Here is a 20,092-nt window from a genome sequence, read left to right as displayed (position 1 = left end):
GCTTCCCAGGAGGTCTCGAGGAGCAGCCGCTGCTGCGGGTCCATCGCCAGCGCCTCACGCGGCGAGATCCCGAAGAACTCCGCGTCGAAGTCCGCCGCTCCGTCGAGGAAACCGCCACCGGCGGCGCTTTCCCGCCCGTCCGTTCCCCGCGGTGCCCAGCCGCGGTCCGCGGGCCAGGTCGTCGGGACGGCCGTGCCGTCGGCGACGAGACGCCACAGGTCGTCCGCCGAGGCGACTCCGCCGGGGTAGCGGCAGGCCACGCCGACCACGGCCACGGGTTCGTCGTCGGTACGCGCCGGACTCGCGTCCTGCTCGGGTGCCGGGCCGGTCGTGCCGTCGTCCGGCGGAGCGGCGGGTGTCGTGGGGTGCTGGTGGTCCGGGTCCGTGGTCGTCCCGTGCGGTGTCTGCGAGCGGGTGGCCAGTCCGGTGGCGGGCTTCGGGAGGGTGTGGCTCGCCGGGGCCCCGTTCTGCGGGCCGGTCTCCCGGTCGGCGGCGGTGAGCGCGGCGTCGATGTGCGCTGCCAGTGCCTGGGGCGTGGGGTGGTCGAAGACCGTGCTCGCCCTGACGGGCAGTCCCGTGGACGCCGCGAGGGTCCTGCCGAGTTCCTCGATCATGACGGAATCGAAGCCGAGGTCCTTGAACGTGCGCGCCGGGTCGACCGGTCCCGTGTCCCGCATGACGGCGGCCGCCTGCTCGCACACGAACGCGCGCAGGGCCGCCGTCCGTTTCGGTCCGGTGAGCCCGCTCAGCGCGGCCACGGCCTCGCGCCCGGGGTGCGCGGGGTCCGCGGCGGGCACGGCGGGTACGGCGACGGCGTCCGTGCCGTCGGGGGCGGGTGCTTCCGTGGCGGCCGGCGCGGGTCCCGTGTCGAGCCAGTGCCGGCGGCGCTGGAAGGGGTAGGTCGGCAGGTCGACCACTCCGGCGCCGCCCAGCAGCGGGGTCCAGTCGACGTCGGCGCCCGCCACCCACAGCCTCGCCAGCGACCTGACCGGCACGCGGTCCTCGGTCTCCGCGACCAGCGGGACGAGGGCGGCGGCTGTGGCGTCCCCGCGTGCGGCCAGGACGGTGAGAGCCGCGTCGGGGCCCGCCTCCACGAAGGCAGGCAGGCCGCTGTCGCGCACCAGCGCCAGGCCGTCGGCGGGCGGTCCGGTCTCCTCCGCCTGCCGCAGCCAGTGCGCGGGGTCCTGGAGGAGTGCGGGCTCCACCGTCCCGCCCAGCATCGTCGAGGCCACGGCGAGCCGGGGGGCGCCGGACTCGATCGTGGACAGCACCCTGCGGTAGGTCCGCGTCCCCTCGGCCGGTGAGGTCTCGCCCAGCCAGCCACGTGCCAGCGCCGTGCGCGCCGCGTCCCGCAGCGACCACACGCCCGCTGCGTGGGCGGCCGTCAGCTCGCCCACCGCGTGTCCGGCCACGGTCGTCGGCCGAAGTCCCCACGACGTCAGCAGCCGCCACGCGGCCACGCCGAACGCGAAGGCGCCGGCCTGGTCCCTGCCGTCGTCCTGCGGCTCCGGCTCCCGGGTGCCGGTCTCCGCGTCGTCGGCCTGCGCGGTCATGGCCCGACGCAGCCCCGCGCCGAACGTTCCGTGCTCCAGCCCCAGTCGTGTGCGCGCCCGCTCCGGCAGTCCGAGCATGTCGGCGATCTCGCCGGCCACCTCGTCGAAGACCTCGCACACCTCCGCGAACGCCTCGGCGAATACCGGGAAGACGGACAGGACCGCGCCCGCGCCGCCGGCCTTCGGCGCCCCGCCCGAGAACACCACGGCGACCTCGCCCGGGGCCGCCGGGCCGGACAGCAGGACGTCGGGAGCGGGGGTGCCGTCGGCGAGTCCGCGTACTCCGGCGAGCAGGTCCTCGTGCGAGGCCGCCACGACGGCCGCCCGCCGTTCGAAGCCCTTGCGCGTCGAGGCCAGGGACCACGCGACGTCCGCCGCCGACGCCGCCGTGCCGTCGGCCGCGCCGCTGCCCGCCAGCCGGGAGGCGGCGTCACGCAGGGCGGCGTCGGTGCGCGCGGACAGCAGCCACGGCACTTCGGACGGTGCCGCCGCCGGTGCGGCGGGGGCCGGCGGGCGGAGGTGCCAGTCGGACAGGACGACATGGCAGTTGGTGCCGCCCATGCCGAAGGAGCTGACCCCGGCGACGAGTTCACCGGCCGGGTCTCCCGGCCCCGCGGTCTCTTCGGGCCACGGCCCCGCGTCCCGCTGCACGCGGAGGTTGAGGTCGTCGAGGGGGATGCGTGGGTTGGGGGTCTCGAAGTTGAGGCTGGGGGGCAGCCGACGGTGCTTGAGGGAGAGGACGACCTTGATGAGGCCGGCGATTCCGGCGGCGCCCCCGAGGTGTCCGATGTTGGTCTTCACCGAGCCGACGGCGAGGGGCCGGCCGGCGGGGCGGTGGCGGCCGAGAGCCTCGCCCAGCGCGGCGGCCTCGACGGGGTCCCCGGTGGGGGTGCCGGTGCCGTGGAGTTCGACGTAGCCGACGGCCTCGGGTGCGATGCCGGCGCTGCGGTAGGCGGAGGTGAGGACGTCGGTCTGGGCCTCGGCGGTCGGCGCCGTCAGGGTCGCGCCGGCCGGGTCGTTGTTGGTCGCGCTGCCCCGGACCAGGCACAGGATGCGGTCGCCGTCGGCGAGTGCGGTGCGGAGGCGCTTCAGGACGACGGCACCACCGCCCTCGCCCGGTACGTAGCCGTCGGCACGCTCGTCGAAGGTGAAGCAGCGGCCGAGGGTGGACAGCGCGCCCAGGCGGGCGGCCAGCAGCACGCTCTGCGGCAGCAGGTGGAGGTTGACCCCGCAGACCAGGGCGGCGTCGGACTCGCCCGCGCGCAGGCTCGCGCCCGCGAGATGGAGTGCCACCAGGGAGGAGGACTGCGCGGAGTCGACGGTGATGCTCGGTCCGCGGGCGCCGAGGAAGGCGGCCAGCCGGTTGGCGAGGACGCCGCGCTGCACGCCGGTCAGCGCGTGCTGCGTGGCGAGTGTCTGGGCGTGCGGGGACAGGAGTTGGGCGTAGTCGTCGCCGGTGACGCCGACGAACGTGCCGAGCCGGGTCCCGCGTACCCGGTCCGGTGTGATCCGGGCGTCCTCCAGCGCCTCCCAGCCCAGTTCGAGGGCGAGCCGCTGCTGCGGGTCGACGAACGGGGCCTCGCGCGGTGAGATCCCGAAGAACGAGGCGTCGAACCGGTCGACGTGCTCCAGGTAGCCACCGGTGCGGGGGGTGTGCTCCGCGGCGGCTCCCGTCCAGCGACCGGGCGGGACCTCGCCGACGCCGCTGCCGCCCGATTCCAGCAGCCGCCACAGCTCGTCCGGGTTCTCCGCCCCGGCGAAACGGCAGGAGACCCCGACGATGGCGAGCGCCGAGTCCCGGCCGTCCGCTGCCCTCATGAATGCGACTCCCTAGATTTCCTGGATGGATTTCCTGGACTCCCCGGACTTCCCGGACGCCCCGCTCCCTGGATTTCCCGGGCCTCCGGTTCCCGCACGAGAGCACGAGAGGGTGTGGAGGAATCAGGAGCGAAGGAACGGGATGAATACCGGTAACCGAATTTCGCCGGATTCGAATGCCGGAGGTGGTATGTGCGGCGCTCCGTCATACGGTTTCACCCGGCGGGCACGGCACCATCGGCGAACTCCACCGTTACGTCTCCACGGTCACGTCCCCGGGCGGGACGGAAATGCCGTCGGGCACTGCGGCCCGCTCATTCGAGGTAGTCCTCGGCCCCGCCGTCCCGCACGGTGTCGAGGGTGAAGCAGTGGAACCCGCCGCCGAAGAGGCGCCGGTGCCGGTGCCGTACCGGCACGACGGTGAACTTCGCGTCCTCCAGGGTCCGGACCAGCTCCGGGCTCGCCTCGTTGACCAGGACGGTCTCCGGATCGACGGACAGCACGTTCAGGTCGATGAAGGGACTGGTCAGGATGAGCGCGTCGTCGTCGTAGCGCGGGAAGTTGTTCTCCGTGGGAGTGGGGGCGACGATCCGGTCCCACCGGCGCAGGGCGGGCGGAAGGGCCTCGACGACCGTCTCCGAGCGGACCAGCAGCAGGCCGGGACGCAGGGCGAGCACCATGCTGTCGATGTGGCTGTCGCTCAGCCGGTGGACCCGGTGGACGCGGAAGCGCCCTTCGAGGTGGCGCTCCAGCCAGGCGACCCCGAGTTCGTGGTTCTCGGTCGAGACGTTGGCGACGATGTCCCGGCCGAGCCGGAGGCACTGGGCCGCGTCGAACATCATCTCCAGTCCGACGTCGTAGGGCGACGGCCGGGGTTCCTCGACGGGCTCGGTCGGTCCGCCGGCGGTGGCGGTCCGTACGTAGGACAGGTCGAAGGACGCGTCGGTCATCAGCGGACGGGGCATGACGGTCCAGCGGCAGCCGTTGCGGAAGTACTCCTGGAACAGCGGTTTCAGGAGCTGGGTCTCGAAGTACCGGGAGCGGATCATCGGCGGTGTCTCGATGATCTCGTCGCCGAGGACGAGCGTGTTGTCGCGGATGTTGAGCGGCGGCACGACGGAGGCGGACCAGGCCGGGGTGGTGACCTCGGCGGTCCCGGCCGGCAGCGCGCGGGGGCGGTGGACGGTGACGCCGAGGTCGCGCAGGGTGTCGGCCAGCCCCTCCAGATCCTCGTTCAGTTCGTCGACGTAGCGCTGTGCCACCGGCAGCCGCCGCCGGTCGGTCGGCTCGCTCCGTGCGGACAGCCGCGGGTAGTACCACTCGGAACGGCTCGGGTTGTCCTGAGCGAGGTTGTCGTGGAAGAACAGGTCGAACGAGAGCTCCCGCTCGTGCGAGACGTAGTTCTCCGCGGATCCGACGACGACCTCACGCAGTCGCGACCACTCGTCAAAACTGTTCAGAAGCATGCAGTGAACCGCCTACTCGTCGGGGGGCCTGCCGGTTTCCCGCCGGGGGGCAGGCCGGTCGCGAACTCCGCAGAGCACTCGACATCCTCACCGGACTCCGCCCCCTGCGGGCATCGGCGAGCTCCGCCGTTACGGCACCGATTGCCCTTTCGTCTTCACCCGCCGCCCGGTACGAAAGGCATTCGGCAGGTGGTGCGGAGTTGCGGCGTATTCCCCGAGGCCGCGTCGGAGAAGGGCAAGGGGCGGGGTGGACATGTCTGCTGCCCGCCGGGTAGAAAGGCGTGCGGTTCTTTCTTCCCGTCGCACCTGCCGGACGTCGGGCACCGCCTCCGCTGTTTCCGCACATTCCCCACGTTGCCGAGCGTTCCCCGCCAGGCGCGCCTTTCGGGCCTTGTCGAATTCGTACTCTCGCGAGATGAGGAAGGGTCATGGGTGACCCGTTGCACACCGTCTCCACACTGCCGGCCGCGCGGCGGCCGGGCTGCCCCTTCGACCCCCCGGCGGAGCTGCTCGAAGCCCGTCGGCACGGTCCGCTCAGCAGCTACACCTTCCCCGGCGGGCACGTCGGCTGGCTGGTCACGGGATACGACCTGATCAAGTCGGTGCTGTCGGACCCGCGGTTCAGTTCGCGGCGGGAGTACATGCGCCATCCGACCGTCGACTACGGCGGGTTGCAGCTGCCGCCGGTGCCGCCGGGCGAGTTCCTCCTCATGGACGACCCCGAGCACAGCCGCTACCGGAAGCCCCTGATGGGCAAGTTCACCGTGCGCCGGATGCGGCTGCTCACCGAGCGCGTGGAGCAGATCACCGCCGAGCACCTGGACGCGATGGAGGAGTCGGGCCCTCCCGCGGATCTCGTGAGCGCGTTCGCCAAGCCCGTCCCGGCCATGGTGATCTGCGAGCTGCTGGGCGTTCCCGCCGCCGACCGGCCCTCCTTCCAGGCGCAGTTCGAGTCGTTCATGGACGCCGAGGCGCAGGACGAGGACGCGGCCGCCGCCTACACCGCGACCCGGGACCGCCTGGGCGAGCTGGTGGCCGCCAAACGCGCGCAGCCCACCGACGACGTGCTCAGCGAGCTGACCGACAGCGACCTCACGGACGAGGAGCTGCAGGGCATGGCCCTGGTGCTGCTCGCGGCCGGCCTCGACACCACGGCGAACATGCTGGCGCTCGGCACCTTCGCACTGCTGCGCCACCCCGAGCAGCTCGCCGCGCTCCGCGCCGAACCCGGGCTCATCGACCGGGCCGTGGAGGAGCTGCTGCGCTATCTCAGCGTCGGCAAGACCTTCATGCGGACGGCACTGGAGGACGTCCGCCTCGGCGGCCGTACCGTCAGGGCCGGCTCGTCGCTCATCCTGTCCTACAACACCGCGAACCGGGACCCCGAGCGTTTCACCGACCCGCACGTGCTCGACTTCCGGCGGCAGGACGGCGGGCATGTGGCCTTCGGGCACGGCATCCACCAGTGTCTGGGCCAGCAACTGGCGCGTGTCGAGATGCGCGTCGGTTTCCCCGCGCTGATCGGCCGCTTCCCCTCGCTGCGGCTCGCGGTCCCGGCCGGGGACATCGTCATGCGCACGGAGCTGTCCGACATCCACGGGGTGAAGAGCCTTCCGGTCACGTGGGACGCGTGAACCAGGAGGACCGAGTCAGACGCCGTTTCGGTAGGTGTCCGGGCCCTCGAAGGGGGCAGCCGACGGGACCGAATCGGACCGACCGCGGCAAGAGGGTTCGAAGATCCGCCTCGTCGTCGACCGCCAGGGCCTGCCTCTGCCGACGTACGGGATTCGCGGGCCCGCGTTCGGAGCTGCCGAGCGTTCAGCGCGCCCCCGGGTCCATCCGCTCGCCGGCGGCGATCTCGTTCGCCCGCGTTCCACTCCGCTTCGTCCTCGCGGGCCCAGCCACGCAGGGCCTCCTGGGTTCCCGGGGCCCGGAGGGGAGCACCCCGCCGACGACGAGGCGCCCGTCCTGTCGTCAATGGGCTGACCAGGCCTTCCACTCGAGCAGCACAGGATGACAGCGGTTCATTGACAGGGTCCGGAGAGCACGCATAGCGTTGTGCTATTGCGTGACACGCTATACCGGATCGCGGCACAGGAGCAGCCAGATGGCGACAAGAACCACGGAGGACCGCGAGGTCGGGCGCGCGGAGGACACGATCATTCGATACACGGTCAGCGGTCCGGCAGACGGGCCGACCGTGGTCCTCATCCACGGGTGGGCCTGCGACCGCAGGGACTACGACGAGTTGACCGGCCGCCTCCCCGATGGCCACCGGGTGATCGCCGTCGACCTCGCCGAGCACGGCGAGTCCCACTCGGCGCGGGACGTCTGGACGATGGCGGAGTTCGCTCGCGACGTCGCCGCGGTGGTCGAGGCCGAATCAGTAGGCGAGTGCACCGTGGTGGGCCATTCCCTCGGCGGCGCAGTCGCCGTCGAAGTCGGCCGGCTGCTTCCCGACACGGTCGGTCGCATCATCGCCCTCGACGCGCTGCACTATCTGTTCCTGTTCGGGACTCTGGAGCGACAGCAGGCCGAAGAGATGGTGCGGGCCGTTCGTGACGACTTCGTCGGGACGGTGCGGAACATGGTCGAGTCGGGCTCGCCGACGGGCACCGATCCGGCTCTCAAGAGCTCGTACTTCGAGAAAATGGTGACCGTGCGGCAACCGGCCGGCACGCGCGCCTTCGAGGGCCTGGTCGCATGGGACATGGAAGAAGCCCTGGAAGCGGTGAAGCAGCCGATCACGGTGTTGGCAGTGCGAGACCTGGCCACACAAGAGGCTCTCGACCGGCTCGCAGACCGCGTCGACATCGTGCTCACAGAGCTGGGGAGTCATCATTTCCACAGGGAATCACCCGAAGAGACGGCCCGGCTCATCGCCGGCATCATGAGCGCCTAGACGACTCCGGGAGCCGCCGTTGTCTGCGTGGGCGAGGAAAGGCCGCGACTTCCGACAACCCGTATGCGGAAGCGGTTTCCGCCCTGCCCGCTCAGCCGGACGAGATCAGACGACTGATCTCGTCCGCTGCCGTGACGACCAGCTGCGCGAACTTCTTCTCCTGCGAGCGGCCGTAACGCATGTCCGGAACGGCCAGTGTGACTGCCGCGACAGGTCGTCCCGCGGAGTTCGTGACTGCCGCACCGATGGAGGAGACGTGCGGGCGGTACCACGACGACATGTCCAGCGCATATCCCCGCTCAGCGGTCCGAGCGATCTCTTTTCGCAGTTCTCCGGAGGTCGGCATGGGCGTGTCGGCGAACCGGGCAAGTTCATACTCAAGCAATTGATCGATTTCGTCCGCTTCGAGCCGCGAAATGATCGCAACGCCTCCCGAACTGGCACGAAGCGGAACACGCGTACCAAGGTCCATGAAGACCCGGACGAGCTGCGTACTGTCTTCTCTCGCGATGATGAGCAAGTCGTCGCCGTCGCGCAGACCGAGCAGGACGGTTTCGTTCGTCTCGGCGGCAAGGCGCTTGACAACCGGCCCCGTCAGTTCCCGCAGGTCGTGCTCACCGGTACCGCGCAGCCCGAGGACGAGCGCTTTCATGGTCAGACCCCACCGCGTATGCTCGGGTTCCACCACTCTGAGCCAGCCGGCCTGCCGGAGGGTCACCAGGCTCCGCTGTACGGAGCTCTTCGGGATGCGCGTCAGACGGGACAGCTCCGACACGCCGATCGGCTGCCGCATGGCGACCTCTTCGAAGACACGCAGCGTGTTCAGCACGCTGTTCATCGAGCGAGTGCCGCCGTTCGGTCCCTCTTGCCTGGCCGTTTCATCGGCCGAATCCCCTCTGCGCACAAGAAGTGACCGTACCACATTGCGCACAACCATGCCACATTGCGGCACAGTTGGACTGGACCTCGAGGGTGTCAGGTTTCGGTGTGCGGTGCATGGGGCGCCGCCAGAATGCGCCGCGCTCGTTCCAGCATCGGCTTGTCGATCATGTGGCCGTCCATCGTGGTGACGGACTCTCCCGCGCCCAGGACCGAGCGTGCCCACTGCAGTTCCCGCGCTGAAGGCGCGAACCCTTCTGCTACGGCTGGAAGTTGGTCGGGATGAATGCAGAGTTTGCCGGTAAAGCCCAGCCGTCGTCCGTGGGCGATGTCGGCGCGCAGCACGCCGGTGTCGCGTACGGCGGTGGTGACCCCCTCGACCGGTGGAGCGATCCCCGCTGCGGCTGAGGCGACGACCAGCCGCCGGCGGGCGTGGGCCAGTGCCGTGTGGTCATCATGGGCAACGCCGAGCTGTGCCGCCAGGTCAACGTTGCCGAAGGCGGCTCGCACCACGCCGGAGGTGGCACAGACCTCGTGGGCGCGCTCCACTCCGAGAGCCGTCTCGACGAGTGCGACGAGGTCGCACCGGCCGGCGGTACGGGCGGCGAGTTCCGCAAGGACGACCGGGTCTTCGGCTTTGGGCACCACGAGCGGGCTGCCGTGTTCGGCAGCCATCGCGAGGTCCGCTTCCGACCACGGTGTTCCCGGTGCGTTGATGCGCACGGCAGCCCGGTTGCCGAGTGCCAGCCAGGCCGCGGCGCTCTCGCGTGCGCGCTCCTTGTTCTCGGCGGCCACGGCGTCTTCGAGGTCGATGACGACCAGGTCGGCCCCGGAGGCGGCTGCCTTGTCGAAACGGTCGGGCCGGTCTCCCGGCACGAACAGCAGGCTTCTGGCTGTGGCGACGCGGTTGCGCGGGGCGGTCATCCGAAGGTCACCTCCGCCGTGGCGTGCTCCGCCTCCCGGCCGGTGGCGATGGACAGCCGGGCGTCGCCTCCGGCCGGAGTGCCGCAGGCCGAGAGGCACTCACCGGCGAACACTGGTCGCCGGATCCGGTAGGACAGGGAGCGCACGTGCTTTCCCGGCGCGTGGCGGCGAGGCAGTTCGAGCATGAGCAGGACGAGCAGGGGACCGTGGACGACGAGGCCGGGGTAGCCCTCGTCGTCCCAGCAGTACGGAGCGTCGTAGTGAATGCGGTGTGCATTCGCCGTCAGGGCACTGAAGCGGAACAGCAGTGTCGGGTCGGGGCGGAGGGGAAGCTGCCAGGGCGAGTCGGTCCGGGGAAGATCCGAATCGCCGAGTTCGCCGTGGCGCTGTGCCGGGCCGCGCCCCGACCGGTAGACGATGTCCTGTTCTTCGACGAGACAGGTACGGCCGCCTTGCCGGAACTCACGACGCTCGGTGACGAAGAGGAGTGCCCCGGTGCGTCCGTGCTTGGAGGCGACCGAGCGCAGGCTGCTGACACGTTCGGCGGGTTCACCGAGGCGGAGCGGTTCGGTGATCTGGCAGCGGCCGCCGGCCCACATGCGCTGCCGATCAGGCAGGGGCGGCAGGAAGCGCCCATGGACCGGGTGACCGTCGACGCCGAGCTCGCCGTGCGCCGGCCAGTTCAGGAAGTACAGCCAGTGCCACATCGGCGGTATCGGGTCCCCCGCCTCCGCGGCACTGCCGGGCAGGTCGAGAACGGCCGACAGCGCCGCCACCGGGCCGGCGTGCAGCGGATCCTCGTCCCCGACCGGTGCAGGAGCCCATGACTCCAGGTACGAGTCGAGCGCGGCTGTCCCGGACAGGTCACTGGGAGCGGGGGGCATCGTCGACCTCCAGGGGCGGATGAGAACGGTTCGGTTGCGGGGAAGCAGCCACGCCGGGGCGGGGAGGTGGCGCGGACCTGCTGTCCCGCACTCATCATTGACTGTGATGGGGCGGATTGGGCAATAGAAACCTGTGATGCGGCCATGCCGTACCGACATGGCCGGCAGTGCTCCGTGCCCGGTCCGGCAGTCGGCGGCGCCGACAAGGGCGTCGGACGGAAGGCCCGCACCCGCCGGGAGTCGCGCGCAGCGAGGGCGGCCCGGCACGGGAGAACGGGTGTGGGAAGGGTCAGGCACGTTCTGCGGGACCGTCGGTCTCCAGGATGGCGGAGGGCCATCTTCCCTGACTCACCGCCAGGTCGACCTGCCGGACCAACTCCCGCGCGACGACGTCCACCGCGGGCGGTGTGCGCCCGGACCTCGGTGTGCCGAGGACGATCGAACGCCACACGTCAGGTTCACTCAACGGTGCGGCACTGATCGTGCCCTGCGCGACGTCCTCGGCGATCCCCAGGCCGGGCAGCACCGTCCAGCCCCGCCCGGCGAGGACGAGTTGCTTCTGCAGGCGCATGGAGTTGCCCTGCACGGCGACGTCCAGGGCAACTCCCGCTCGTACCACCGCCGCATCGATCAGACTGCGCAGTGCGTGCCCCGAGGTGGGCATCACCAGCGGATGCCGGGCCGCCTCCTCGAACGGCACGGGACGGTCGGCGCGCAGGCCGGCTGAGGCCGGAGCAACGGCCCACAGGCGCTCGCGCACAAGAGGGCGGGCGCTGAGCGAGGGGGTGCTGTCCAGGTTGTACAGCAGCGTCAGATCGAGGTCCCCGTCGTCGAGCCACTGCTGCAGGTGACCTGAGTACGCGGTCATCAGCCGTAGCTGAACACCGGGGTGGTGGCGTGCGACCGCCGACACCAGCGGCCCGGCGAGCAGATCGCTGGTGCTCTCCAGCAGGCCGACCGTGACGATGCCGGCCACCACGCCCGGGGTCGGCCGTACCTCGGCGCGCGCTCGCTCCAGCTCACCCAGCGCGCGCCTCGCGCGGTCCACCATGATGGCTCCCTCAACGGTGGGGCGCATACCCTGCGAGGTCCGCTCGAAGAGTGGAACGCCGAGCTCCTGCTCCAGGGTGCGGATCTGCCGGGTGACGGCGGGCTGCACCAGGTGCAGCAGCTCCGCAGCCCGCGTCACGCTGCCGACCTCGGCCACCGTGACGATCGCCTTGAGCTGCTTGACGTCCATGACGCCTGCCTTTCGGACGGGTATCCCATGCCTGCATGGGCCCATCAGTGATTGCTATTTCCTTTGCCGGCTCATGAGTATTCATGATGGAAGTTCGATGCAGGGATTGCACCTTCTTGGAGTCACTCATGACCGAGCACCCCGAAGACCTGCCGCTGAGCGGCATCACCGTCGTCAGCATCGAGCAGGCGGTGGCCGCTCCGTTCGCCACCCGCCAACTGGCCGACCTCGGCGCCCGCGTCATCAAGGTGGAGCGGCCGGGCGGTGGTGACTTCGCTCGCCGCTACGACACCGCGGTGCACGGCGAGTCCAGCTACTTCGTATGGCTCAACCGGTCCAAGGAATCCGTGACGCTGGACCTCAAATCGGACGCGGGCCGGGAGATCCTGGAGCAGCTGCTCGCGGAAGCAGACGTGTTCGTGCAGAACCTCGCTCCCGGCGCGGCCGGCCGGATGGGCCTGGGCGTCCAGGACCTGGCCGAGCGCTTCCCCTCGCTCATCCCCTGCTCGGTCTCCGGTTACGGAACCAGCGGTCCGTGGGCCGACCGCAAGGCCTACGACATGCTGGTGCAGTGCCAGACGGGCCTGGTCTCGCTCACCGGGAACGAACACGGCTCCGCCCGGGTCGGGGTGTCGATCGCCGACATCGCCGCCGGCATGTACGCCTACTCGGGCATCCTCGCCGCCCTGCTCAAGCGAGCGACCACAGGGGTCGCGGGAGCGGTCGAGGTGTCGTTGTTCGAAGCACTGGCCGAGTGGGTCAGCCAGCCCGCCTACTACACCCGCTTCGGCGGCACCCAGCCTCCCCGCGTCGGCACGCAACACGCCACCATCGCCCCCTACGGCGCCTACACGGCTGCCGACGGCAAGGACGTACTGCTCAGCGTCCAGAACGAGCGCGAGTGGGCTGCGCTGTGCGAGCGCTTCCTGCACCGCCCCGAGCTGGTCGCGGACGAGCGCTTCGCCTCCACGTCCGACCGGGTGGCTCACCGGGCGGAACTGAACGCGATCCTGGCCGCCCGCTTCACCGAGCTGAGCAGCGCGGAAGCCATGGAACTCCTGGACCGGACGGGCATCGCCAATGCCGGCGTCAACGACATCGAGGACCTCCTGGCCCATCCCGTACTGGAAGAACGTGACCGCTGGCGGGATGTGCGGCTCCCCGGCGGAGTGACCGTGCCCGCTCTGCTGCCCCCGGCCGATCTGGCCGGCGTCCTTCCGCGCATGGGCGCCGTGCCCGCGGCGGGCGAACACACCGCCGGCGTCCTGAGCGGGCTGGGATACGGCTCGGCCGCCATCGACCGGCTGCGTGCCGAGCACGTCATCTGAACCACCCGCCGACATCAGCCCCGTGGCTCTGGAAGGGAGCGCGACAGCATGAGCACTCTGGACATCCTGTCCGACGACGAACAGTTCATGGTCAGGACGGTGCAGGACTTCGTCGACAAGGAGGTGAGGCCCGTCGTCCAGGAACTTGAGCACTCCAACACCTACCCCGAGGCCCTCATCGAGCAGATGAAGCGGCTCGGTATCTACGGTCTCGCGGTACCCGAGGAGTACGGCGGCACTCCCGTCTCCACACCCTGCTACGTCCTCATCACCGAGGAGTTGGCCCGCGGCTGGATGAGCCTGGCCGGCGCGATGGGCGGACACACCGTGGTCGCCAAGCTTCTGCTGCACTTCGGCACCGAGGAACAGAGGCGCCGCTGGCTTCCGGGGATGGCCACCGGTGAGATCCGGGCGACCATGGCGCTGACCGAGCCGGGCGGCGGCTCGGATCTGCAGGCCATCCACACGGTCGCCCGCAAGGACACCGACGGCTACGTCGTCAACGGGGCCAAGACCTGGATCACCAACTCCCGCCGCTCGCAGGTGATCGCGCTGCTGTGCAAGACCGACCCCGCGGCGAGCCCGGCACACCGGGGCATCTCCATCCTGCTCGTCGAACACGGTCCGGGGCTGACCGTGTCACGGGACCTGCCCAAGCTCGGCTACAAGGGCGTGGAGAGCTGCGAGCTGTCCTTCGACGACTTCCGCGCCCCGGCGGAAGCCCTGCTCGGCGGAGTCGAGGGCGAGGGTTTTGCCCAGATGATGAAGGGGCTGGAGACCGGCCGTCTTCAGGTCGCGGCCCGCGCGCTCGGTGTGGGTCGCGCGGCGCTGGAGGACTCCCTCGCCTATGCCCAGGAGCGCGAGTCGTTCGGCAAGCCGATCTGGAAGCACCAGTCGATCGGCAACTACCTGGCGGACATGGCCACTTCGCTGACGGCGGCCCGTCAGCTCACCCTGTACGCGGCCCGGGAGGCCGAGGCCGGCCGGCGCGTCGACATGGAGGCCGGCATGGCGAAGCTGTTCGCCTCCGAGACCGCCATGCAGATCGCCCTCAACGCCGTCCGTGTGCACGGTGGTTACGGCTACTCCACCGAATTCGACGTCGAACGCTACTTCCGCGACGCGCCCTTGATGATCGTCGGCGAGGGCACCAACGAGATCCAGCGGAACGTCGTCGCCAGCCAGCTCGTCAAGCGGGGCGGCCTGGAGGCCTGAGGATCGTCGTCACCTGAAGTGCGTCCTTGCCGAGGCGGTCGGCAAGGACGCGTCGCCGTCGGGCCCGTCCCGGCCGACGGCACGGTCGGGGCCCTGTCGGCCGCCTTCTCCGACGCCGCCACCGGGGTGATCGCGGGTCGGGAGCAGGTGGACCGCTGCGGGGACGGCCACGCAGCCACCCAGCCCCTCGGCCGCCGGTGTGACGGGTGAGACCACCGCACCGGCGGCGAGGGGCTCCGCCATGTCGCCGCCCGCGCCGACCACGTCGTTCCGCCTCCGCGGCACAGGACGCAAGAGGTCCAGTGGCGGGATCGGCGTCATCGGCGTCAGTCGACGACCTTGTTCTTCGTCTCCGGCATGGTCAGGTAGACCACGAGCCCGATGACGGCGGTCGTCGCGCAGTAGAACGCGACCCAGTTCGTGTGGCCGTGGGTGGTCAGCCACGTCACGAGGTACGGCGTGGTACCACCGAAGAGGGCGACGGAGACGGCGTACGGCAGGCCGATGCCGGTCGCACGCACTTCCGGAGGAAACTGCTCGGCCATGATCGCCGCCACGTTGCCCGTGTACCCGAGGAGCAACACCAAGCCGACGACCTGCACCAGGAGAAGGGTCCAGAAGCTGCCGTCGAGGATCTGGAACGCCGGCCAGGCGAAGAGCAGGAAACCACCGGCGAAGGCCGCCATGGTGGGCTTGCGGCCCACCCTGTCGGAGAGGGCACCCGCGAACGGCAGCAGCACCACGTACAGGATGATCCCGACGACGTTGGCGATCAGGGCCTGGTTCAGCGGAATGCCCGTGGCGACAGCCGCGTACGTGGGCATGTAGGTGACCCACATGTTGTAGAGCAGCACCCCTGCGACATTGATACCGAACACTCGCAGCGTGGCTCTCGGGTGTTTCCGGATCATCTGCACGAACGCGTTGCCGCGTTCCCCGGAATCGGCGCTGCGGGATTCACCGCGGTGGAACGAAGGGGTTTCCTCCACCGACCGGCGCACCCAGAGACCGACCAGTCCCAGCGATGCGACCACCACGAACGCGAGCCGCCAGCCCCAGCTCTGGACGGCTTCCGAGGGAAGCGCCGTCGTGACGATCGCGCCCAGTGCCGATGCGGTGAGAATCCCGACACCCACCGATACCTGCTGCCACGAGCCGGCAAAGGCCCGGCGTCCGGGAGCAGCCGACTCCACGAGGAACGCGGAAGCCGATCCGAACTCTCCGCCGGCGGAGAATCCCTGGATCATCCGTGCCAGCACGAGGATGACCGGGGCTACGATCCCGACCTGCTGGTACGTGGGCGAGAGGCCGATCACCAGTGTCGCCCCCGCCATCAGGCCGATCGTGAGCACCAGGCTCTTCTTGCGGCCGTACCGGTCCGCGTACGCCCCCATGACCGCGGCACCCACGGGCCGGATGGCGAATCCCACGGCGAAGATCGCCAGTGTGGACAACAGTGCCGCCGCGTCGTTGCCCGGCGGAAAGAACTGGTGCGCGAAGACGGACGAGAAGGTTGAGTAGACCGCCCAGTCGACGAACTCGACGGCGTTTCCTATGCTTCCGGCGATGATCGCCTTGCGCTGTCTTCTCCCGGGACTGTCTGTGCCGACGGTTTCCGATTCGACTACGGTCCTGGGCGTCTCCTGCATCACTGGCGTCACGACCTCTCATGGGGATCGGTGTTGCGGCATGCCCGTGCCGTCCAAGGGCAGAGGGTGCTGTCCGGGCGACGGGAAGGTGCGGATGACCGAGTGGGGATTCCCCTGCACTCGGAGCGCGCGATACGAGAAGTCCGGGCAGGGCCCACCGCCGTTCGCGGGTGAGCCCCGCCCGGGGTCGACCGCCGCGGCGGGTGCCGAGCAGACGGTCCTGTGAGCGCCGGGCTGCCTGTGGGCCCGGCTAGTGGTCGAGTTCCGTACCGGCGGCGAGCCTGGAGGCTTCGGCCTTCAGCCGTGCGCGGACCGGCTCGGACCGCGCGACGTCCGCCACCGTGAGGGCCATCGCCAGTCCGCCGTCGTGCACGAACTTGTCCCCCTCCGGGCCGGCGGCGGCGACGGCGAAGTCGGCGGTGTGGGTGCCGACCCCCGGCGGAACGTCGAACGAGAGCATGGGGTGAAGTGCGGGGACCTCCAGCGACACGTTGCCCATGTCCGTCGAACCGAACAGCTTGTCCGGGTACTCCGGGAACGTCCGGCCGACGGCTTCCGCGTGGGACTGGAAGAGCGGAGCGAGATCCTGGTCGTGCCGGAACTCGCGGTACAGGGACGGCAGCAGTCCGATCTCCGCGCGGGTTCCGGCCGCGAGGGCGCCGGCCTCGAAGCACCGCTTCACGCGCTCCCACACCTCGTCGACCTCTTCGATCGTGTCGGCGCGGATCATGCACTCCATCACGGTGGTCGCCGGGACGACGTTGACGGCCCCTCCGGGGTCCTTCACGACGTGGTGCACCAGGATGCCGTCACGGAGCTGCTGGCGCAGCAGACCGATGGCGGTCTGCGCCACCACCGTCGAGTCGGCGGCGTTCAAGGTGTCCCACGGCCGCGACGCATGACCGCCGCGGCCGGTGTACGTGATCCGCCAGGACCGCGAAGCACGGAACTTCGGGTCGACGACGTTCCTCAGCGAAGGGTGCACCATCATGGCGGCGTGGGTCCCCCGGAAGACACCGCGCCGCAGCATGATCTCCTTGCCCGTGCCGTCCTCCTCGGCCGGCGTGCCGAACACCCGCAGGGTGATTCCCAGTTCGTCGACGAACGGGGCCAGTGCGAGCGCGGCTCCCACGGCCGACGCGGCGATGGTGTTGTGGCCGCAACCGTGGCCGATGCCGGGCAGTGCGTCCATCTCCGCACAGATGCCGAACACGAAGTCTCCGGAGCCCGCGGTCGCGACGAACGCCGTCGGCAGACCGGCCACCCCGCGCTCCACCTCGAAGGCGCCACCGGCCTCGAGGGCCGCGACGACGCGTGCCGACGTGTCGTGCTCTTCGAAGGCCGGCTCCGGGTGGGCGTTGATTTCGTGCGAGAGTTCCGTGACCGAGTCCAGGTTCTTCCGGAACTCACGCGTCACGCGTTCGCTCATTGCCGTCATCGCCACACCTCGTTCAGCACGCGGAGGATGTTCCCTCCGAGGACGGCTTGGATCTCACCGTCGCTGTACCCGTGCTTGACGAGCCAGCCGGTGATGTTGCGGAAGTTCTCGCTCGGGTTCTCCATGCCGTCGACGTGCGTCACGCGCTCGTATGCGACGTCTCCCGGGTCAAGCATCCCCGAGAGACCGAGGCCTCCGCTGATGGCCTGATGGAACCCGGCGTGGTCGCCGTAGAGTGAATCCGGGCCGAAGGCGACGTGCTCGATGCCCATCAGTTCGACCGCGTAGGTGAAGTGGTCCATCACCGCGTCGATCGTGTGAACCCGGTGGTCGTACGACACCGTCGTGTGCGGCGCGGCTTCGATGCCCAGCACACCGCCCCGCTCCGCGCACGCCTTCAGCACCTCGTCGGTCTTCATGCGCGGGGTCGGCCAGACCGAACGAGCACCGGCGTGCGTGATGGCGACCGACTTGGAGGAAGCCTCGATGGCGTCCAGAGATGTCCGGTCACCCGCGTGCGAGACGTCGATGAGGACGCCCAGCGCGTTCATGCGCTCCACCGCGCGGCGACCGAAAACCGTCAGGCCACCGTCGCGCTGTTCCTTCTGGCCGCCTCCGAGCGTGTTCGAGTCCGAGTAGACCAGGCCCATCTGCCTGACCCCCAGACCGTAGAGCACATCGATACGGTCCAGCTCGTTCTCGATCGGCCCCGCCGACTCGGTGCCCATGACGAAGGCGACGTGGCCGTCGCGCTTGGCGTCGAGCACGTCCTGCACGGTGCGTGCCACCACCGCGCTGTCCTGGTGGGCGAGGTCCGCGAGGCGCAGGCCGAGCGCCGTGATCAGATCGTCCCACTTCCAGCCGGACTTGGAGGTGGTCCCGAGGACGCCGAACCAGTTGTCGAAGACGGCCGTCATACCGGACTTCCGCAGCTCGGTGAAGGCCGTGAACACCTGCGGGGTCCGCAGATACGTGGGCGCGTCCGCCATGTCCGCGGGAAGCAACTGCGGGTGGTCGTGGAAGCTGATGACCACGTTCTCCGCGAGCAGCCGTTCGGCGCGCGCGGTCTGCTCCGCGTTCAGCCCGGGGGTGAACCGGCTCCGGCGGTGCCGGGGGTCGGACAGCTCGACGGACGGGAAGTCGACACCGCGCCGTACGTAGGGAAACGCCTCGTAGTCCGCTGGTGCGGCGGCAGGACTGGCCGTCGAAGGGGACCTTTCCGGCTTGCTCATACCGACTCCCCCTCCGGACGACCCTCGCGTCGCACGGATCCGTCGGCATCCACGACGACGGACGGATCCAGCCCCCGCGACGCCTCCGCGAACCGGGCGAGGATCGACCGTGCCACCTCGGGCCTCGGCATGATCGGCTGGCTGTCCGAGTCGAGTTCCACGGGGTCGAGGCGGAGCCGGGGCCCACCCGGCTCACCCAGTTGGACACGGAACACCGCTCCCTCGTACCAGGGTCCCTTCATGAGAGCCGGCTGGTAGGGCGCGGAAGGATGTGCGTCCTCCTTCGCGACCATCGAATCCGGGCTCCACCCGTCGCACCAGTCGAAGACGAAGTTCCCTGTCGAGTACAGGATCAGCCCGTTCTCGTAGAACTCCACGGGGTGGACGCAGTGGGGATGGTGCCCGATGACGAGGTCCGCCCCCGCGTCGATCAGCCGCCGCGCAAGCGGCTGCTGGTACTGGGCCAGCGGTCCCTGCGCATCAGGCAGGTAACAGAACGGCACACCCCAGTGCAGTGCCACGACGACGACGTCGTTGCGCTCCCTGGCTTCCCGGATCACGCTCTCGGCTGCCCGGACGTCCGGTTCGTGCGCACTGGAGTGCACGAAGGGCGGGGTGCCGGGTGTCTCGTCCATGAAGCCGCTGTCGTACTCGAAGGACTGACGCACGCGGATCGCGCCGATGCCCGCCCGCTCGGCGGTTGCGTTGTATCCCAGCGGAAGAGCCGAGCAGAAACTGAAGAAGGCGAGGCTTCTGTCACCGACGGACACCACCCGAGGGCGCGTCGCCTCGGCAACCGACTCCCCGAATCCCGCGTGCAGGACCCCGGCGCCGTCCAGCGCGTCCACCGTGTCGCGCATGCCGGCCGCCCCGTAGTCGAGCGCATGGTTCGTGGCCAGCGACACCAGGTCGAAGCCGAGCTCCGCAAGCTCTGCCGCACCCGACTTCGGTGTGCGCATGGCGACCAGCTTCTCGGCCCGCTCCCCCGAGTCCGTGAGCGGAGCCTCCAGATTGCCGATGGTCAGATCGCCGCCGCGCAGCAGGCCGAACGCCGAGTCACCCGGTCCGGCGCCCTCCACAGGCCGACGCCGAGGGAACCCCGATACGACGACATCTCCCACGATGGTCAAGTCCACGACGACACCCGTTCCGCTATACGACACGACGTGCCGCAAGATAGTCCGGTCGATCCGCCGCCCGCAAGGGCCGGAGCCGTGCCGCCCGAGAGACAGGTGCACGGGGGGCCGCCGGGGCGGCAGGAAGGAGAGACCCTCACCCGGGCGGCCGCGCCCCCCAAAAAAGGGCCCAGTAAGGGCACTCCGTAATGGAATCCATTTTCATGTAGAGTCTGAGTCGCCCACCGTCGCCGCTCACCGTCACACGGAGGTCCTCATGGCCGTGCCCAAGCGCAAGATGTCCCGCAGCAACACCCGCCACCGCCGCGCCCAGTGGAAGGCCACGACCGCCCAGTTGGTGACGGTCACGGTCGACGGTGTCGCGTACCGCGTGCCCCAGCGGCTCGCCAAGGCGTACGAGCGCGGCCTGCTCCGCCCCGAGGGCTGAC

General features: G+C 70.1%; 15 protein-coding genes. 5 read left to right on the top strand and 10 right to left on the bottom strand.

All coding sequences use genetic code 11. From position 1 onward, the window contains the following. On the bottom strand, positions 1–3,371 hold a 3,371-nt coding region (locus HZS56_RS04465; RefSeq protein ID WP_216719344.1), incomplete at its 3' end, for a type I polyketide synthase. Between the two features lie 314 nt (positions 3,372–3,685). Beyond that, positions 3,686–4,837 (bottom strand): glycine amidinotransferase, encoded by a 1,152-nt coding sequence (locus HZS56_RS04460; protein ID WP_216719343.1) that lies wholly within the window; start codon positions 4,835–4,837, stop codon positions 3,686–3,688. A 428-nt stretch (positions 4,838–5,265) separates the two neighbouring features. Here HZS56_RS04460 and HZS56_RS04455 point away from each other — a divergent pair, with 428 nt between their 5' ends. Together HZS56_RS04455 and HZS56_RS04450 are read left to right on the top strand one after the other, a co-directional pair. Continuing rightward, positions 5,266–6,471 carry a cytochrome P450 gene (locus HZS56_RS04455; RefSeq protein WP_216719342.1) on the top strand — a complete coding sequence of 402 codons (1,206 nt, stop codon included), beginning with the start codon at positions 5,266–5,268 and terminating at the stop codon, positions 6,469–6,471. A 473-nt stretch (positions 6,472–6,944) separates the two neighbouring features. Beyond that, entirely contained in the window at positions 6,945–7,739 is a 795-nt protein-coding gene (locus tag HZS56_RS04450) for an alpha/beta fold hydrolase (protein WP_216719341.1), read from the top strand. 91 nt (positions 7,740–7,830) lie between these two features. Here HZS56_RS04450 and HZS56_RS04445 read toward each other — a convergent pair whose 3' ends face one another. The 4 genes from HZS56_RS04445 to HZS56_RS04430 form a co-directional block, all read right to left on the bottom strand. Then, positions 7,831–8,577: an IclR family transcriptional regulator gene (locus tag HZS56_RS04445; protein WP_253913707.1), complete on the bottom strand. Its 747-nt coding sequence runs from the start codon at positions 8,575–8,577 to the stop codon at positions 7,831–7,833. Between the two features lie 137 nt (positions 8,578–8,714). Next, positions 8,715–9,542: an HpcH/HpaI aldolase/citrate lyase family protein gene (locus HZS56_RS04440; RefSeq protein WP_216719339.1), complete on the bottom strand. Its 828-nt coding sequence runs from the start codon at positions 9,540–9,542 to the stop codon at positions 8,715–8,717. Beyond that, positions 9,539–10,426 (bottom strand): HTD2 family dehydratase, encoded by an 888-nt coding sequence (locus HZS56_RS04435; protein WP_216719338.1) that lies wholly within the window; start codon positions 10,424–10,426, stop codon positions 9,539–9,541. Before HZS56_RS04435 ends, HZS56_RS04440 begins: the two co-directional genes overlap by 4 nt. Positions 10,427–10,715: 289 nt before the next feature. Further along, complete coding sequence (locus tag HZS56_RS04430; RefSeq protein ID WP_216719337.1) at positions 10,716–11,666, bottom strand: LysR family transcriptional regulator; 951 nt, start codon at positions 11,664–11,666, stop codon at positions 10,716–10,718. Between the two features lie 128 nt (positions 11,667–11,794). On the opposite strand from HZS56_RS04430, the gene HZS56_RS04425 reads away from it, so the two are divergent. Then, positions 11,795–12,994 (top strand): CaiB/BaiF CoA transferase family protein, encoded by a 1,200-nt coding sequence (locus HZS56_RS04425; protein ID WP_216719336.1) that lies wholly within the window; start codon positions 11,795–11,797, stop codon positions 12,992–12,994. A gap of 48 nt (positions 12,995–13,042) precedes the next feature. Further along, complete coding sequence (locus tag HZS56_RS04420; RefSeq protein WP_216719335.1) at positions 13,043–14,209, top strand: acyl-CoA dehydrogenase family protein; 1,167 nt, start codon at positions 13,043–13,045, stop codon at positions 14,207–14,209. Positions 14,210–14,535: 326 nt separating this feature from the next. On the opposite strand, the gene HZS56_RS04415 is transcribed toward HZS56_RS04420, so the two are convergent. From HZS56_RS04415 to HZS56_RS04400, 4 genes are all read right to left on the bottom strand, one after another. Next, positions 14,536–15,861 carry an MFS transporter gene (locus tag HZS56_RS04415; RefSeq protein ID WP_374201073.1) on the bottom strand — a complete coding sequence of 442 codons (1,326 nt, stop codon included), beginning with the start codon at positions 15,859–15,861 and terminating at the stop codon, positions 14,536–14,538. A gap of 247 nt (positions 15,862–16,108) precedes the next feature. After that, complete coding sequence (locus HZS56_RS04410; RefSeq protein WP_216719334.1) at positions 16,109–17,275, bottom strand: M20 family metallopeptidase; 1,167 nt, start codon at positions 17,273–17,275, stop codon at positions 16,109–16,111. A gap of 17 nt (positions 17,276–17,292) precedes the next feature. Further along, entirely contained in the window at positions 17,293–18,528 is a 1,236-nt protein-coding gene (locus tag HZS56_RS04405) for a dipeptidase (RefSeq protein WP_216719333.1), read from the bottom strand. Then, positions 18,525–19,649: a CapA family protein gene (locus HZS56_RS04400; protein ID WP_308407992.1), complete on the bottom strand. Its 1,125-nt coding sequence runs from the start codon at positions 19,647–19,649 to the stop codon at positions 18,525–18,527. Before HZS56_RS04400 ends, HZS56_RS04405 begins: the two co-directional genes overlap by 4 nt. Before the next feature lie 271 nt (positions 19,650–19,920). On the opposite strand from HZS56_RS04400, the gene rpmF reads away from it, so the two are divergent. Then, a complete protein-coding gene (gene rpmF / locus HZS56_RS04395; protein WP_216719331.1) occupies positions 19,921–20,091 on the top strand; it encodes a 50S ribosomal protein L32 in 171 nt (56 codons plus the stop codon). Position 20,092 lies beyond the last annotated feature (1 nt).

The organism is Streptomyces mayonensis (genome assembly GCF_018982965.1).
Classification (GTDB): Bacteria; Actinomycetota; Actinomycetes; order Streptomycetales; family Streptomycetaceae; genus Streptomyces; species Streptomyces mayonensis.
The sequence above is the reverse complement of the archived record's forward strand: the minus strand, read 5'-3'. Positions and strand labels throughout refer to the sequence as shown.

Excerpts from the sequence above, each read along its gene's own strand:
- rpmF (WP_216719331.1), top strand. The coding sequence starts at position 19,921 with ATGGCCGTGCCCAAGCGCAAGATGTCCCGCAGCAACACCCGCCACCGC.
- HZS56_RS04425 (WP_216719336.1), top strand. The coding sequence starts at position 11,795 with ATGACCGAGCACCCCGAAGACCTGCCGCTGAGCGGCATCACCGTCGTC.
- HZS56_RS04460 (WP_216719343.1), bottom strand. The coding sequence starts at position 4,837 with ATGCTTCTGAACAGTTTTGACGAGTGGTCGCGACTGCGTGAGGTCGTC.
- HZS56_RS04450 (WP_216719341.1), top strand. The coding sequence starts at position 6,945 with ATGGCGACAAGAACCACGGAGGACCGCGAGGTCGGGCGCGCGGAGGAC.
- HZS56_RS04405 (WP_216719333.1), bottom strand. The coding sequence starts at position 18,528 with ATGAGCAAGCCGGAAAGGTCCCCTTCGACGGCCAGTCCTGCCGCCGCA.
- HZS56_RS04420 (WP_216719335.1), top strand. The coding sequence starts at position 13,043 with ATGAGCACTCTGGACATCCTGTCCGACGACGAACAGTTCATGGTCAGG.
- HZS56_RS04435 (WP_216719338.1), bottom strand. The coding sequence starts at position 10,426 with ATGCCCCCCGCTCCCAGTGACCTGTCCGGGACAGCCGCGCTCGACTCG.
- HZS56_RS04445 (WP_253913707.1), bottom strand. The coding sequence starts at position 8,577 with ATGAACAGCGTGCTGAACACGCTGCGTGTCTTCGAAGAGGTCGCCATG.
- HZS56_RS04440 (WP_216719339.1), bottom strand. The coding sequence starts at position 9,542 with ATGACCGCCCCGCGCAACCGCGTCGCCACAGCCAGAAGCCTGCTGTTC.
- HZS56_RS04455 (WP_216719342.1), top strand. The coding sequence starts at position 5,266 with ATGGGTGACCCGTTGCACACCGTCTCCACACTGCCGGCCGCGCGGCGG.
- HZS56_RS04430 (WP_216719337.1), bottom strand. The coding sequence starts at position 11,666 with ATGGACGTCAAGCAGCTCAAGGCGATCGTCACGGTGGCCGAGGTCGGC.